Below are 16238 nucleotides of genomic sequence, written 5' to 3'. Positions count from 1 at the left end.
AGCAGGCAATTATGTGTTGTTAAAAACTGTTTTGATCGCAATGTGGCCAGAATGGTGGCTAGCAACACATAACTGATTACACAACATATGAACTTTTATGTTGTGCACAACATAACAGATCAATTGCTACAAGGCATCTTAGCCTTCTGTGATAGAAAAGTAGGTCGATAAAATAATCGCAGTTATCAATTGTAATGCGCTTTTGCCTTGCCATAAATGCAAAATCGCTGGCAAGTTCAATGATAAATTTTTGAAGTTCAACAATGATGGAAGTTTCCAGATCTTTTTCTGAGTAAGCATCTTTCAATCCGAGAAAGTCCAGAAAATAGGGATCGCGAAAAACGAGGTCGGGATTTAACTTTTGCTTGGTTTTTAGCAGATTAAGATCATTGATGATCGTCTCCTCCGGCTTTTTGCTAATGGCAGTTCGTTCGTATAACATGGATTTGATGCGTTCCCGAAAAGTTCTTACACTCCAGTTTTCGTGTATGCACAGATGCGTGTAAAACTCACGTCGCAAAGGCTCATTAATAGGAATCAGTTCTTTAATGTGTGACCAGCTTAATTGCCGCGTTAATTCAAGAACCTCATCCTGATTAGTAAACACCTCGGCAAACTGGGTCAATCTCCATAAATTTTTCTCTGAAAAAGAGTTGCCATATTCCATTTCCAATTGTCGCGACAGTGTAGCGACAATTGTTTTGCCATACTCCGCCCGCTTATTTTGAAGAATTTCATCATTGATTTTTTTACCAATCTGCCAATACAACATACTCATTGTTGCATTTATAGAGATAGCAACTTGCCGCTTGCTTTGCTCTATCAGCTGTTTTACAGAGGAGAATAAATGCTGGCCTTCTAATTGATCATTCATCATATTATCAAACGAGTTTAAAGTGTTTATTACTTTTTCACTCGTTTAGACGCAGCGTCACAATTCAGGTCACGTTATTTTCAATTTATTTTTAAAAATTTCTACTCCTCGTCATAAAACGTCAACGGGCCTTTGTAGTGAGCGGTCACGTGTTTGCTGTTTCTTTCTATGCAGTCAATGTCGAGAATATAGTTGGGGCCATCTTTTTTTACGGTTAGCTTGCCCTCTTTCAGCTCGTAATATTCGCCGTCCTCTGTTGCAAAGTCACCGTTGAAGACTACGTAGGAATCAAAAAAAGTCTTCACTTCTATGGTAAAGTCGTTGTCGAATGTGTATTCGCCTTCATCCAATTCAGTTCCTGTGGCACTGATCAGCTCAAAATAAATCCCGTGTCCTATCCCGTAAATGGAATCGATATGGCCGCCAGATTCGCGGATTTTTACACCATCGGAAGAGAGGAAAAGGACTTGTCCACTTTCGCCTTCGGGGTATTTTCCCAAATGGATTAACAGTCCTTTGGAGATCTCAAACTCCCTTCCATCGTGCATCAAGGCGTTTTTGGGCTCGACTTCCTTGTCATCCTTACAACCGGCAAATGCCAGGATCAACAACAAAATGATACAAAGCGATTTTGTAAAGTTGTACATTGTTCAAAATAGTTTAGGTTAAACATCGGGGTGTAAAATCAAACAAAAAAAGCATTCAGGTTGTACGCGTGACTAATACAACCTGAATGCTTCAACGCAATGCTATTTATGACTTACTTAATGTGCGGGCCTGTCCGGAGCGGGAGCCGATGCATGGTAATCTTTCTGAATAATCTCTGCGTATTTATCTAACAATTCAATCACCTTCTCCCGCGATTTCGCCCTCACAACTAACCCCACATGGTACGGCTCATTCATGCGCCACACAATTTCCGGATCATTGAAAACGGATAAGTCCGGCCATTCCTGCCTCGCCAGCGAAATAATGATGCCCGAATAATCTTTTCTGACGGCCGGCAACTTGTAATTATCTCCTTTTGCTTCCGCCGTCTCCATTTTGGCCCATTCTTTCCAGAGATTGATGCCCGAAGAAGCTTCCACCATTTCCGAAAGATTGGCACCCCCTACCCGCGAAGATGTTTCCAGAAAATAATATTTTCCATCATCGTGGCAGCGTATAACCTCCGTATGCGAAGCGCTGTGCTTTAATCCAAATGCTTTCAAAAGATCCACAGCGAGTGTTTCTAATGCATGCTCTTCCGAGGAATCAAACGGCACGGTTACCGATCTGAAAATGCCGCCTCCGTGTGCCACATCAAAAGGCGGCGCCAGATATTTGCTGTTCCAGGAAAAAATAACCCGACCATTATACGAAATGGAATCTACGTGATAAACATTCCCGGGTTTGTATTGCTCCACCAGATAAGCGTGCCGTTTATCGCCAAGCTGATGAATGGTCTCCCACAATTCCGCCGCGTTTTCCATCTTCTTTATTCCCGTTGCCGAAGCCTCAGACCGGGGTTTGATCATCCAGGGACCAGGATATTTTTCTATGAAATTATTAATGGCTTCATCATTGAAAAGCGCAGAAAAGCCCGGAACCAAAATGCCTGACTCTGCCGCCTTGGTTCGCATCGCCAGTTTATCCCGAAAATATCTTCCCGTTGTCTGGCCCATGCCCGGAATCCGGAAATATTCCCTGATATGCGCTGCTTTTTCCACATCAAAATCATCCAGTGCCACCACGCGGTCAATTGGTCTGTCGCGCATCACGTAAGCAAGACCGTTAATGATCTCGTTCATGTTGTACTTCCCGTCTTCCCCTTCCTCCACATAAAAAAACTCGTCAACCGAGTCCCTTACCCAGGGCTTATGCTCCAATTTCTTGGCTGTGATGAGGAAGACCTTGTTACCAGATTCCTTTAAAGCCTTCAAAAAATCGTTGCCCTTGAAATATGTTGATATGCAGAGAAAAGTAAGCGCTCGGGCCATAAAATTAAGCTTTTGTGGAAAGTAGCTGACAAAAATTCTGAATGTTCAACCCAGAACTTCCTTTTTCAAATCTAGCAAAAAGAACCAATTTAGCAAGACAAGGGCCATTTAAATTATCGCTGACAGGTAAGCGCGCAACAAACGTACGCCATAAGCAGTGCCAGCCCGGCCCGGAGCAAATTCCGTATCGCCAAACGCCGTCCCCGCAATGTCCAGGTGTGCCCACGCCGGATGTTCGTCTGTAAATGCTTCCAGAAATTTGGCAGCCACAATGGCCCCTGCCAATGGTTTGCCGTGGTAATTTTTTACATCCGCAATGTCGGATGCGATCTCCTCTTTATAGGCATCCCAAATGGGCAGCCGCCACAATCTTTCCCCGGTTATATCACCCGCTTTTGCCAGTGCTTCTGCAAGCGTGTCGCTCGGCGTGAAAAGACCGGCCGCTTCGTAACCCAATGTCTGAATCACGCTTCCTGTAAGCGTTGCCAGATCGATTATTGTGTCCGGCCTGAACTCCCGTATCGCATAACTAAGGCCGTCAGCGAGGATTAACCTGCCCTCGGCGTCCGTATCGATCACTTCAATGGTCTTACCCGAATAGGAACCTATTACATCTCCCGGCTTCATGGATAGTCCGTCAACACTGTTTTCGGTGGACGGAATTACACCAATGATTCTGACCGGAAGTTTTAACTGCGCAGCCAGTTCCACGGCACCCAAAACGGCCGCCGCACCGCCCATATCACTTTTCATCAGGTGCATATTGGCAGAAGTTTTGATAGAAATCCCGCCTGTATCGAATGTTACGCCTTTACCTACAAGCGCAACGGTTTTGGTATAATGCTCCGGTTCATATTCCGAAACGATCATTAATGGCGGTGCCGCGCTTCCCTTGCCAACAGCCAGCAATGCATGCATACCCAGTTCTTCAAGCCGGGTTTTGTCAAATACAGTCACTCTATAACCATTGCTTTCACCTGATGCGGTTGCCCATTCTGCAAGCGTTGCAGGATTTTTGTAATTCGACGGAGCGTTCATCAGATCCATGATCCGCAACTGAACCAACGCAGTCTTCTGGGCAACATTTATTGATTCATCAAGTTCAGGAGTATTTTTTTCTGTCAAAACCGACAATGTTCCGGTTTTAAAAAAGGCGCTTAACAGCTTGGGTTCTGTTTTATAAAGTTGCAGATCATAACCACCCAAGATAATCCCGTTCACGGCATTCTCGATCCATTCCGGTTCACGACCTTTGCAATCCAGAACAATCTCGTCCGGCCAGCGGTCTTTGCGTTTGAAAAAAAGCGACCTGAAAATCCTGGTAATAGCCGGAAGCTGCGGTGATTTCCCCAGCCCGATCCAGAGTTCCCTGGAAGAATACCACCACATTTCGCCTTTTTCAGCCTTGAACATGGCTTGATTTTCGGGCTCGGAACCTTGTTCAAACGGACGGATCAGCAACACATCGTCCGTGGCCTCCAAAATTTGTTTTATCTGCATTGTATCTTGTAAATCATTAAAATCATTTTAACTGCCCGGCCCGCTCAATCAAATTGTCACGTTGAGTCTACCGGGACGACTGGCGTACGAAACCCGCCTTTTAATCCAATCCGCCTCTGCGGGTCGGCTTTCTTGGCTCTGGCCATGCAGCCGGCTCGCCTTTCGCATTCAATGGCAAAACGCTCTTCTCGCGGGAGGTTTTGGTAGGATCTTCGCTGGCCTGGTAAGCCATGATAGCAGCCAGAATTGCATTGCTGCGCACATCATCAAACACGATTTTGTCGTACGTATCCCGATTGGTATGCCAGGTATAAGTCCCGTAGGACCAGTTCAAAGAGCTTAATGAAAATGCCGGAGCGCCAGCCGCTACGAAAGACGCAAAATCGGATCCGCCAGCGCCAGGCGCACCGGGAAATTTAGATTCAATAGGCGCTTTTATGTTGTCAGGAACCTTGGTTAGCCAGCGGCTCAGATATTCATATGAATTCAAAAAACCTTGACCCGAAAGGTTAATAACCCTCCCAGTTCCGTTATCCTGATTAAAGACCGCCTGAATGTTCTGCACAATTTCCGGGTGATCTTCCACAAAGGCACGTGAACCGTTCAACCCCTGCTCCTCGCTTCCCCAATGTCCTACAAGGATTGTTCTTTTGGGATTAGGATACACTTTTTTAAGGATACGCATGGCTTCCATCATTACTATTGTACCCGTTCCGTTGTCCGTTGCACCCGTTCCGCCATCCCAGGAATCGAAATGAGCGGAGAGGATTACGTATTCATTCGGTTTTTCCGAGCCTTTGATTTCGCCGATCGTATTGAATGTCTGGCTCACGCCCGTTTCCTTCGCATCTGCCCGAACGCTGATCTTAGGCGTGTGCCCCGACTCCGACAAGCGATATAGTAAGCCGTAATCTTCAAGTGAAATGTCAACAGTTGGGATTGTCTTGGTATACGCCCCAAAAATCTTGTTAGCACCAAAACCCTTAGACCAATAAGACATGACCACACCAGCGGCTCCCGCTTTTTCCAGTGCAACTGGCAAAGTACGCGCCGTATAGCCACTCTTTTTCAACCTGTTTGCCCAGGCTTCTGTCTGGACGTCACGTTCTTTTTTCATTTTTTCAAATGATTCTTTGGTCGCAAATTCCTGCCAGTTATAATCGGGGCGGCCGGTTGGCTGGTTCATGCTGATCATCACAAATTTGCCCTTTGCAGTCGGCAGCCATTTCTGGAAAGCCAGTGAATCCGTAACGTCAGGAAGAATGATCACCTCGGCGGTCACCGTTTTCCCGCCTGTTCCCGGGCTCCACGCCAGCTGCATTCCTTCCAGCGACTTCACTCTGGGTGCCACCATGTCAATGTGTGACACGCCGCGTTCCCAGCCGCGCCATTCACCCCATTTTTCATTTTTGGCCGTAATGTTCCACCCTTTATATTTGGCCACTGCCCACTCGTGCGCCTGTTGCATTTGCGGCGATCCCACGAGCCTCGGCCCGATCACGTCCATTAATTCATGCGCCAGTTTTTCCAGTTGTGAGTTTTCGGTTGCTTCTTTAACTATATTTTCAATAACCGGATCTTTACTCTGCGAGAAACCAGGCCGGATTTGAAACGTGAATAATAATAGGAAAAGGAAGGAGATTCTTTTCATGAATATGTTGGTTTAAGAATTGATCTGTTACCTAATATATGGTAAAAAAAATTGTTTCATTCGTCTTCTTTGCAAATTACTTCGTTGGTCTCCTGGCCGTAGCGTTGTCTCTGGAGACGATGTTTCAACTTGGGTTGCCTTTCAACGCTGTTCCTTATTATATCCTCATTTTCTGCGCTACGGTGTTTTATTACACCATTGCATATTCTATCCCGCCGGGCTCTGCGTTTTCCAGCAACCCGCGAACGGAGTGGTATCGAACGCATTACCGCTTTACACGAGTCAGTCAATACGTACTTTTTACAAGCTGTGCCGGAATTGCAGGCTGGTTGTTGATTCGTGATTTTGACAAATTATTGCGTTTGCCGTTTGCAGACTGGCTCCTCATTTTAACCATTCTCGCTGCCGCGATCTTGTATTACGGTTTGCTGCCAAAGTCCATCATTTCATTCAATCTCAGGCACACCGGCTGGCTTAAAGCATTTGTTATTGGCTTTGTTTGGGCTGGTATCGTGAATGTATTTCCAATCGCAATGCTTCGGATCGAGCAGGACATTGTGGTTCACGAGCCCATTTTTATGTTCTGGCTATTTGTCAAAAACTGGATGTTTTGCACCGTTAACGCCATTATGTTCGATATGAAAGATTATGCGGACGATGCCAACATTCAATTAAAAACATTCGCAGTCAGGATGGGGCTTGGCAATACTATTGTTTATGTGCTCGTGCCTTTGTCCCTTATCGGCTTGGCTTCCTTCCTGACATACGCCCACTTCCGGCATTTGAGCGCCCCGACCATTCTCCTGAACATGCTTCCGTTTGTTTGTTTGCTAGGCGTTGCGTTTGCATTACAAAAACCCAAAAGCGTGCTCTTTTATCTGATCGTGATAGACGGATTACTGTTATTAAAAGCTATCTGTGGGATTGCAGGCAGTTTTTTCACTATACAATAAAGCCATGAATAACAACTATGATCGCGCCGCCGGTTTTTACGACAAGCTTTCAAAGGTTGTATTTGGAAATGCACTGACTGAGGCGCAGCGTTCCGTCTTACATTTTATCCCTGAAAATGCGAAAATCCTTATTGCCGGCGGAGGAACAGGGATGGTTTTGGAAGAGATCGCGCGCATGCGGACGAGCGGTATTCACATCACCTACGTGGAAATTTCGGAGAAAATGCTTGCAGTCGCCAGGAGAAGGAAGGTAGGCGAAAACAAGGTTCAGTTTATTCACGCTGCAATCGAAACATTTCATTCAAATGAAAAATTTGATATCATCGTCACCTCCTTCTTATTTGATAATTTTAAAGAGGACAAAGCAGCAGTTGTCTTCAATGTCCTTGATAATCTGCTCATTCCAAATGGGTCTTGGCTTTTTACTGATTTTAATATTGAAAAAAATCAAAGCCGAATCTGGCAAAGATGGCTGTTGAAATCGATGTATTTCTTTTTCAGGATTATTTCAAATGTAGAAGCAAATGACCTTCCTGAAATTGAAATGCTATACAGCAATGCCGGATACAAGGTGGTTTTTCAAAAGCTCTTTTACGGAAATTTTATCAAATCATTTGTATACCAAAGGCCTTAACCCAATGCTGTACGCCTTCTCCCGAAAATAAAACGCTCATTAAAAACAACGATAGAAATTAATATCAGTGAATATGCTGTGATCTGGATCGAATTGATAGGCTCGTGGAAATATAGCAGTGCAATGACAAAGTTCATCAAAGGATTGATATACAGCAAAATACCCATCGTAGAGGAGGTTACCCCCTGTAATGCATACAAATTCATATACAAAGGCACGATAGTGAACAATACGGCTATGAGGAAGATGAGCGCGTAAAACGAGAACTCTGTCGGCAACGCTTCGCTATATTGCGGATAGAATGGCAGCAGGATTAATGCTGAAAAAAGAATCTGAACAGTTAGCACTAAAAACTTGTCCATACCTACATTTTTACGCTGGCTTACCAGATAAAATGCATAAGAAGCCGCCACAATCAAGCTATAAGCAATGTCTGATACATTGTTGAACGACAGCAACATGCAACTCGCAATACTTAGTAAAACTGCTGACCACTGCCATTTGCTTAATTTTTCATTCAATACAAAATAGGCAATCACGGTGGTCATGATGGGGCATACCAGATAGGCGAAAGAGGCTGCTTTAACACTGATATGGTTCATCACATAAATAAAGAAAAACCAGTTGGCTGTCAGCAAAAGTCCACCTGCAAATGTGAGTATCGTGACTCTCTTTTTCTGCGCGGCAGGCATTTGACGGAATGTTTTAATGTTTTCCTTCAAAACTTTTATCCGAACAAACAGGCTGATCACCGCCATGATAACGGCGCAAAAAAGGACGCGGTAAAACAGAATGTCGAGAGAAGCGTAAGCTTTAAGCGGTTTCAAAGCCAGACTAAAAAACCCCCAGATTACAAACGAAACAAATGCTGCCAGATAGTATTTTGAAAATTTCATGGAGCTGGTAATATGTATCAAATGGCGTGGATGGACTGTTTTTAGGAAACAGTAAAAAGAATGCACGGGTTCGGAGGCATTGAAAATCATTGGTTTCTCAACTTTTGATGCTTTAATAATGCAAAAAGGAACCTTAGCCGTTATTTTCGACTTGAATTAAGTGTTAACAATACAATTCAATATGACTTTTTCCGAAATCAGGCTTGTAGCGACCGATATGGACGGCACGCTTTTGAACTCCAAACACGAAATACACGAATCTTTTTTCCCTATTTTCAGAAAATTAAAAGACCGCGGCGTCATTTTTGTTGCCGCCAGCGGACGCCAATATTTTAATCTGGCCAAGGCATTGGAACAGGTTAAGGATGAGGTAATTTTTGCAGCAGAAAATGGCAGTTATGTTGTTTTCAAGGATGAAGAAATCCACATTCAACCGATAGATGCAGACATTGTGATGGAATTGGTAAAGATTTCACGCCCTATCAAGGACACTTATCCGGTGATTTGCGGAAAGAAAAAAGCTTATGTGGAAAATGACGAACCTGAATTCATCAATCATTTAAAGCTGTATTTTGAAAGATATGAGATCGTTGAAGATTTGACGAAAGTAGAAAACGACCAGTTTTTAAAATTCACGCTTTGCGATCTTGCGGGTTCAGAAGTGAACAGTTATCCGCATTATAAACAATTCGAAGACAGCCTCCAGGTGAAAGTTTCCGGGCCGATATGGCTGGACATTTCGCACAAAAAAGCAAATAAGGGACGCGCTATGGAAGTTTTGCAGGAAAAATACAACGTCACATTCGACCAGACCATGATCTTCGGCGATTATCTCAATGATCTGGAAATGCTGCAAAAAGGACATTACTCTTATGCGATGGCCAATGCACACCCGGACATTAAAAAAATAGCCCGTTTCATCGCCAAGAGTAACGATGAAAACGGGGTTGTTGAAATCCTTTCGGAAATTACGGATTAGCCTGTTGGGTCAGTCCGTATATTTTTTAAATATGGAAGTCGCCGTGTGGCCGCCAAAACCGAATGTGTTATTCAGCGCGTAATTCACGGTTTGCTTCACAGAATCACCTAATATAATGTTCATTCCTTCCGGCGTGGCGTCGTCCAGCGTCTCCGTATTGATCGTGCCGGGAATGATGTCATGCTTTACTGCGAGCGCACAAACAATACTTTCAATCGCTCCGGCCGCTCCCAACAAGTGTCCTGTCATTGATTTCGTAGCACTTATTGCAACGGGATGATCGCCAAAAACGGTCTTGATGCCATTCAGTTCGCTCATATCACCCAGTCCGGTTGACGTGGCGTGCGCATTCACGTAATCGATTTTGTCCGGCGTGATTTCCGCTTCTTTCAAAGCCTTTCTCATGCCCAGCGCCGCACCCATTCCGTCGGGCGGCGTACCCGTTAAGTGGTAAGCATCAGCCGCCATTCCGCCTCCTACTATTTCGGCATAAATTGTTGCACCGCGCGCCACTGCATAATCCAGATCTTCGAGCACCAATGCAGCCGCTCCTTCGCCCATTACAAAACCGTCGCGGTCCTTATCGAATGGACGGGAAGCTTTTTCAGGGGCATCATTGCGTTTCGATAACGCCTGCGCCGCACCAAAACCACCCAATGCAGAGTAAATAATGGCTGCTTCCGAGCCTCCTGCGATCATTAACTTGGCCTTGCCCATTTTAATGGTGTCAAAAGCGCTGATAACCGCTGTGTTGGACGAAGCGCAAGCTGATACTGTGCAGTAATTCGGGCCGTGTAACTTATGACGGATCGAAATAACGCCTGCTGCAATGTCCACAATCATTTTTGGAATAAAGAAAGGGCTGAAACGCGGAACACCACCCGACGCATGGAATTCGAGCAGCTGGTCTTCAAAAGTGCCCATTCCCCCGTTTCCTGTTGCCCAGATCACACCCATGTCATAGCGGTCCTCCACATCGATCGTGCTGAAATCAAGTCCGGCGTCTTTAATGGCCGTGTCCGATGCCGCAATCGCATACTGCGTGTGCAGGTCGAACTTTTTAAGCTCTTTTTTTTCAATATAATCCTCCGGATTGAAGTTGCGAACTTCGCAGCCGAATTGCGTCTTAAACTTAGAAACGTCCATTTTCGTGATAGTGGCAGCACCGCTTTTACCATTCACAATATTTTCCCAAAATTCATCTACCGAATTTCCGAGGGGAGAAATAACTCCCAAACCAGTAACAACTACTCTTCTCATAAAAATTTAGAATTTTCTCGACAACATCAGGAGTTATTCGTCAAGCTCCTGAGTCACTGCATCTTTGAATAAGGTTTCCACCATTTTTTGCACTCTTGGACCTACAAGCAATATCACCGGAATGACTATCGTATAGGCCATAATCCAGGATTTCAGCCAAATCACCAAAAAATTGGCAACAAATCCAATATTTATAGAAACCAAACTAAAGGAAATTATACCCGTAGTGATTACTCCCATAATCATCGCAAACGCAATTTTTTGCTTCATTTTCTATTTTTATTTGGTTTCAAAATTGTTACCGGCGGACACTTCAATGTCATGCTGCGTGCAAAGGATTCATTGCCAAAAGCGCTTGCTCGGGAGATTGCAGGAATAATCCAAACAGATCCGCAGTTCTGCCGACGTGGATTTCGTAAGTGTCATTTTCAAATGCGTGGACCAAAGCCTCGGCTACTTCACTCGCAGGAATGCCGTTTTCTCCGCCTATTTCTGTTGAGAATTCGGTGTTCACCAATGGAGGCATCAACTCAAAAACCTTCACGGACGTAGACTTTTCCAATGTTAACCTCAGCGACTGTGTGTATGAATGCAACGCAGCCTTACTGGCAGCATAAGTTGGGATCACGTGGTTTGGCACGAATGCCGCAATGCTTGAAACGTTCACAATGGCCGATTCCGGCTGCGCTCCCAGCAGTGACAACAGTTTTTGATTCAAGCCGACAATAGACAAGTAGTTTGTCAAAATCTCTTCCTCAGCTCTTTCATAAGCGTTGTCCACATTATTAAGCAAATAATAAGAGGCTGCTCCTGCATTGTTAATTACAATGTTGAGGTTCGGAAAGTCGCTTTTCAATGTGGAAACGAGTTTTTCCACATCCTGCTTGTCAGCAACGTCACTAACGATCCCGGTCGCATTGTTCAGTTTTGAGACTGCATTAGTAAGGCGGTCTGCATTTCTGCCGGTAATGATCACTTTATTTCCTGTTTCTGAAAAGATCTTTGCTATCTCAAACCCGATTCCTGCACTTCCTCCTGTGATCAAAATTGTATTTCCTGAAGTTTTCATTTTTGCTTTTGTTTAATTGAACTGTTAGTATTAAAATATACCGATCGGTATATTTGTGTTTAAAAAAAATGCTATAAATCGTCAATCATTTTTTTAACTGCTTTCATAATCGACTTCCTGTATTGCAACTTGCCCGTTACTTTGCTGATCATAATTCCGCCTTCAACCAGCGCGATCAATGTAATAGCGACGTCCTCGGGATCCAGCTCAGCGCTTAATTCGTTGTCCACAATGCCCTTCTTGATCAGTGCTTCGATTTTGTTTTTCCAGGAATAGATCGCATCAGCCGCTTTTTGGCGGAGTGGCGGATGGGTATCGTCGGCTTCGATGGAAGTGTTGAGAATTGGGCAACCGCCCTCGGGAAACGGGTAGGTCAGAAAATTTTCGTAAATGCGAACATACACCATCAACTTCTCTTTCACCGACTTCTGCGCATCCATTTCTGCCTGCACAGCGCTGAACATTTTTTTGAGGTTAAAATCAAAAGCAGCCAGCGCCACTTCGTCCTTATTCCGGAAATTCCCGTAAATGCTCCCTTTCGTCAGGCCCGTAGCCTCGATCATATCATTAATTGAAGTGCCTGAATAGCCTTTTACATTGAAAATCGGTGCCGTTTTTTCAATGATAAATTGCCTGGTTTTTTCTGCCTTGTTCATGTGCTTCAAATTGACAACACAAAAATATACCGTTCGGTATATTTTTGCAAGTAAAGTCTCATTTATTTTTAAAAAATGTTTTATCAAAACAAAAAAGCGGCCAGGTTTCATAACCAGGCCGCTATCTTATTCCCACAGCTAATTTTTTATTTCGCGCTTACACGCCATATCGTTCCGCCCGAATCGTCATTTACCAGCATCGAGCCATCTTCCATCACAGTAACGCCAACCGGACGTCCATAAACCTTCTTTTCGCTTTCTACAAAACCGGTCAGGAAGTCTTCGGGTTTACCGGCAGGTTTGCCGTTTTTGAACGGAACAAAAACCACTTTATATCCCGATAGCTTAGAGCGGTTCCATGAACCGTGCTGGCCTATGAATGCGCCACTCTGATATTTCGCAGGAAATTGTGTTTTATCATAAAATGCAAGTCCCAGTGACGCCGTATGCGAGCCTACCGGCACATCAGGCACCAGCGTTTTCGCAACGAGATCGGGACGTTCGCCCTTTCTTCTCGGATCTTCATTCTTTCCAAAATAGGCATAAGGCCATCCGTAAAACCCGCCTTCCTTCACGCTCGTAATGTAATCCGGCACCAGCTCGTCGCCCAGCTTATCTCGCTCATTCACGGCTGTCCACAATGTATTTGAGCCGGGAGCCCAGTCCATTCCAACCGGATTCCGCAGGCCGCTTGCATAAACCCTCTCACCCGTTCCATCCGGATTAACTTCCAAAATATTAGCCCTGCGCTTCTCCTCATCGATTCCATGATCTGCAACATTACTGGCCGAACCCACCGAAATGTAGATTTTGGAACCATCCGCATTTGCAAGCAGGTTCCTCGTCCAGTGATTGTTATATCCGCCGGCAGGCAAATCCACGATCTTTTCGCCTTTGCCTGTAATTTTTGTTTCACCGCCTTTGTAAGGATATTTATAAACGCCATTTGTATTGGCTACATAGAAAAAGTTTTTCAACACCAACATTCCAAGCGGCTGTTTCAGATTTTCCATGAAAATTTCCCTGATCTCGGGCTTACCATCTTTATTCACATCACGCAAAAGTGTGATCCTGTCTGCACTCTTTTCGGTAGCGGATTCAGCAACAAAAACATCTCCATTAGGCGCTACGTAAGTCCAGCGCGGGCTTTTGAGCTTATCTGCGTATTTGCTGACCGTAAAACCTGCTGGTGCCGTTGGCATCTTTCCTTCCGGCCAGCCAGCCTCTTCCGGTCTGTTTTCCACCGATTCCGTTGTAAATGGGGCGGGTAATGTCAGGCTGTCTGTCACTGTTTCTACCGAATCGGATCCGCTTTTTGCGGCTTCTTCCTTTTCTTCATTGCTTACCTTGCTGCTGCACCCGGCCAATGTAACGGCCAGGAAGGTGCATGCGAGTATGAGGCTGTTTGTCTTCATTCTGTCGATGGGTTTTTAAATAAAAAAGCAGATCATCGGTTTCTTGACCATTGATCTGCTTTTTTACAATAATGATGCCACTTAGCTTAATAAAAGCATATTAGGCAGCAATGAACATTGCTATGGGACCGTATCAGAAGCTAACCGGAACCTCCACAACGGACGAAGCCCAACCCATGAACATTTTTGCCGAAGTGTCCGAAACCTTCTCAAACACAATAGAGAAGTTCTCGATCGGTGCCTCCGCATTTTTCACGGGAACCGTTACGCGAAGCACATCATTGGCCTCTTTATATTTATAAGCGCCCCAATAATCCAGGTCAGAACTCAGGATAACCGTCCATTCCTTTTCGCCCGGAATGCTGAAAAGGGAATACGTGCCTGCCTTCACTTTTTTGCCCCCAAATGTCGCATCCTGATAAAATTTGATCTCTGTGGACTCATCCGCGCCCGTTCTCCAAACTTTTCCGTAAGGTTCGAGTTTGCCAAAAGCCTCTCTTCCTTTCAGATATGGACGGCTGTACGAAACTTTTACCAATGCCTTTTCGCCATCCTTCCGGTCATGGGCAAAGTGGTCGGGGAAGTAGGCAATGTCACGCGGACTCTTGTCCAACGGCCTGAATTTCTGCGCCTGCGCTGCAAACGCAATGAGGAATAATGTTAGGGAAAGGAGCAATGTTCTTTTCATAGAAGTTGATTTGAAAATAGAAAGTAAAATAATATTTAACGTTTCAGATAATTAAGCCATCATTTTCCCGCTTAGGACCGGTCTTGCGTCTTTTGTTTTGGCTAAAATGGCGAGGCTGCGTTTGAATTCAACTTGAACGGCGTCGCCTTCGAACTTGCAGGTGACGGTTTCATAATGTGCTGTTTCTATAAATCGCCATGTCATTTCAAATGTATTTTCGTCAACCCAGGCCCCGTTACCGGCCACTTTCGTTAGTTTTTCGCCAGGAACAGGTGTAAGTACGAGTTTCAGAGGCATCACTGAAAGGTTGGTTAACCCCACTTTCCAGTTACCCAATCCGTTCACGATCAAATGTTCGCCCCTATCATCATACATGCGGAACAGGCACCAGCCTTTGGCAAATTCAAATGATACTTTATTTACTTTCAAACTATTATCAGCAACTTTGAAGCTCTTGTTATTTAGTTTCGCGGTCAATTCAGACGTTGGCGTTCCCGAAGTGAGTGGCAACGCGAGGGTTGTCAACTTTTTTTGCAGCTGAGCCTGAATTTCTTTGTCAGCAGGCACGCCTGTTGCTTTCACAGCTGCAAGAATGTTGTTCCAAACATGATCCAGAATCGCCTGCATATCACCTGTTTCGCTGGTAATCGCAATCACCATATCTTCCTTTGGCATGACAATGCAATATTGCCCGTAAGCACCATCGCCGCGGTAAGCACCATTCCGGCAACGCCAGAACTGGTAACCATAACCTTGCAGCCAGTCGTTTTCTTCCGGTTTTCGGGAACCGCCTTTTGACATAATGTGCGAACGCGTGGCTTCCTCAACCCATGCAGCCGGAAGAATTCGCTTGCCGTTCCATTCACCTTTCTGCAAATAGAGCTGTCCGAATTTGGCGATGTCCTCTGTCTTCACCCGAAGTCCCCAACCGCCTGTATTAATGCCGTTCGGGTCTACTTCCCAATCCGGATCGTCAATGCCCAGCGGCTCGAATAAACGTGGCGTTAAAAATTGCAACAATGTTTGTCCGGTCAATTTCTGAATGATTGCAGACAGCATATACGTTGCCGCGCTGTTATACACAAAGAATGTGCCGGGCTCATGCTCAACGGGAAGTGAAAGGAATGCTTTAACCCAATTGGTTTCCTTGGATTCCCTCACCCGGCCCGTGGCGTCCTTATCATGCCCGGTGGACATGGTAAGCAAGTCTTTTACGCGCATAGCAGCCAGATTCGCGCTCACCGTTGCGGGCTTGTCATCCGGGAAGAACGATAAAACTTTATCCTCGACAGTCAGCTTTTTCTCTGCAACCGCCAATCCAATGGCCGTAGAAGTAAAACTTTTACTCAGCGAATAAAGCGTGTGCTTCATATCCGGCCCATAAGGTGCCCACCAGCCTTCCGCTACGACTTTTCCCTGCCGAAGGATCATTAAGCTGTGCAAATTCAACTTGTCTGCTTCCACAGCATTGGTAAAATCCAGAATATTTTTCGCCGATAATCCCTGCGATTCGGGCGAGCTGCGTGGTAATTGCCCGGAATGCAATGTTGCTGCCCAGGCCGATGCCGGAATTGCGCTGATTATGCCTAATTGTAATGCACCAAATCCAAGTTGTTGTAAAAATTCCCTGCGATTGTAAGACATGTCTATGGAGAATAAATGTTCAGAAAAGTCAAATGGTCGG

General features: G+C 45.0%; 16 protein-coding genes. 3 read left to right on the top strand and 13 right to left on the bottom strand.

Annotated elements, in window-relative coordinates:
• Positions 1–76: 76 nt before the first annotated feature.
• The 5 genes from B5X68_RS18045 to B5X68_RS18025 form a co-directional block, all read right to left on the bottom strand.
• Entirely contained in the window at positions 77–877 is an 801-nt protein-coding gene (locus B5X68_RS18045) for a PDDEXK nuclease domain-containing protein (protein WP_229208468.1), read from the bottom strand.
• Positions 878–975: 98 nt separating this feature from the next.
• A complete protein-coding gene (locus B5X68_RS18040) occupies positions 976–1521 on the bottom strand; it encodes a hypothetical protein (RefSeq protein WP_082216130.1) in 546 nt (181 codons plus the stop codon).
• A 117-nt stretch (positions 1522–1638) separates the two neighbouring features.
• Entirely contained in the window at positions 1639–2853 is a 1215-nt protein-coding gene (locus B5X68_RS18035; RefSeq protein ID WP_082216129.1) for an ATP-grasp domain-containing protein, read from the bottom strand.
• A 108-nt stretch (positions 2854–2961) separates the two neighbouring features.
• The gene (locus B5X68_RS18030; protein ID WP_082216128.1) at positions 2962–4353 is read right to left on the bottom strand and encodes a leucyl aminopeptidase family protein; all 1392 of its coding nucleotides are present in this window, start codon (positions 4351–4353) and stop codon (positions 2962–2964) included.
• 100 nt (positions 4354–4453) lie between these two features.
• On the bottom strand, positions 4454–6004 hold the full coding sequence (locus B5X68_RS18025) for a M20/M25/M40 family metallo-hydrolase (protein ID WP_082216127.1): 1551 nt from the start codon (positions 6002–6004) through the stop codon (positions 4454–4456).
• A 38-nt stretch (positions 6005–6042) separates the two neighbouring features.
• Between B5X68_RS18025 and B5X68_RS18020 the strand changes: the two genes are divergently transcribed.
• Both B5X68_RS18020 and B5X68_RS18015 read left to right on the top strand, forming a co-directional pair.
• Positions 6043–6957: a UbiA family prenyltransferase gene (locus B5X68_RS18020; RefSeq protein WP_082216126.1), complete on the top strand. Its 915-nt coding sequence runs from the start codon at positions 6043–6045 to the stop codon at positions 6955–6957.
• Positions 6958–6961: 4 nt separating this feature from the next.
• On the top strand, positions 6962–7591 hold the full coding sequence (locus tag B5X68_RS18015) for a class I SAM-dependent methyltransferase (protein ID WP_082216125.1): 630 nt from the start codon (positions 6962–6964) through the stop codon (positions 7589–7591).
• On the opposite strand, the gene B5X68_RS18010 is transcribed toward B5X68_RS18015, so the two are convergent.
• Complete coding sequence (locus B5X68_RS18010) at positions 7588–8487, bottom strand: EamA family transporter (protein ID WP_082216182.1); 900 nt, start codon at positions 8485–8487, stop codon at positions 7588–7590. The genes B5X68_RS18015 and B5X68_RS18010 overlap by 4 nt on opposite strands.
• Positions 8488–8668: 181 nt before the next feature.
• Between B5X68_RS18010 and B5X68_RS18005 the strand changes: the two genes are divergently transcribed.
• Positions 8669–9466 carry an HAD family hydrolase gene (locus tag B5X68_RS18005; RefSeq protein WP_082216124.1) on the top strand — a complete coding sequence of 266 codons (798 nt, stop codon included), beginning with the start codon at positions 8669–8671 and terminating at the stop codon, positions 9464–9466.
• A 9-nt stretch (positions 9467–9475) separates the two neighbouring features.
• Here the strand turns inward: B5X68_RS18005 and fabF are convergent, their stop codons facing one another.
• The 7 genes from fabF to B5X68_RS17970 form a co-directional block, all read right to left on the bottom strand.
• The gene (gene fabF, locus B5X68_RS18000; RefSeq protein WP_082216123.1) at positions 9476–10726 is read right to left on the bottom strand and encodes a beta-ketoacyl-ACP synthase II; all 1251 of its coding nucleotides are present in this window, start codon (positions 10724–10726) and stop codon (positions 9476–9478) included.
• Positions 10727–10759: 33 nt separating this feature from the next.
• On the bottom strand, positions 10760–10996 hold the full coding sequence (locus B5X68_RS17995; protein WP_170916676.1) for a DUF2798 domain-containing protein: 237 nt from the start codon (positions 10994–10996) through the stop codon (positions 10760–10762).
• Between the two features lie 49 nt (positions 10997–11045).
• Positions 11046–11795 carry an SDR family oxidoreductase gene (locus B5X68_RS17990; RefSeq protein ID WP_082216122.1) on the bottom strand — a complete coding sequence of 250 codons (750 nt, stop codon included), beginning with the start codon at positions 11793–11795 and terminating at the stop codon, positions 11046–11048.
• A 71-nt stretch (positions 11796–11866) separates the two neighbouring features.
• Positions 11867–12451: a TetR/AcrR family transcriptional regulator gene (locus B5X68_RS17985; protein ID WP_082216180.1), complete on the bottom strand. Its 585-nt coding sequence runs from the start codon at positions 12449–12451 to the stop codon at positions 11867–11869.
• A 146-nt stretch (positions 12452–12597) separates the two neighbouring features.
• Positions 12598–13866: a PQQ-dependent sugar dehydrogenase gene (locus B5X68_RS17980; protein ID WP_082216121.1), complete on the bottom strand. Its 1269-nt coding sequence runs from the start codon at positions 13864–13866 to the stop codon at positions 12598–12600.
• Positions 13867–13999: 133 nt separating this feature from the next.
• Positions 14000–14554: a DUF2911 domain-containing protein gene (locus B5X68_RS17975; RefSeq protein ID WP_082216120.1), complete on the bottom strand. Its 555-nt coding sequence runs from the start codon at positions 14552–14554 to the stop codon at positions 14000–14002.
• A gap of 51 nt (positions 14555–14605) precedes the next feature.
• Positions 14606–16198: a serine hydrolase domain-containing protein gene (locus B5X68_RS17970; RefSeq protein WP_082216119.1), complete on the bottom strand. Its 1593-nt coding sequence runs from the start codon at positions 16196–16198 to the stop codon at positions 14606–14608.
• Positions 16199–16238: the final 40 nt, after the last annotated feature.

This window comes from Dyadobacter psychrophilus, from assembly GCF_900167945.1.
GTDB lineage: Bacteria > Bacteroidota > Bacteroidia > Cytophagales > Spirosomataceae > Dyadobacter > Dyadobacter psychrophilus.
This window is presented reverse-complemented; position numbering and strand designations above follow the sequence as displayed.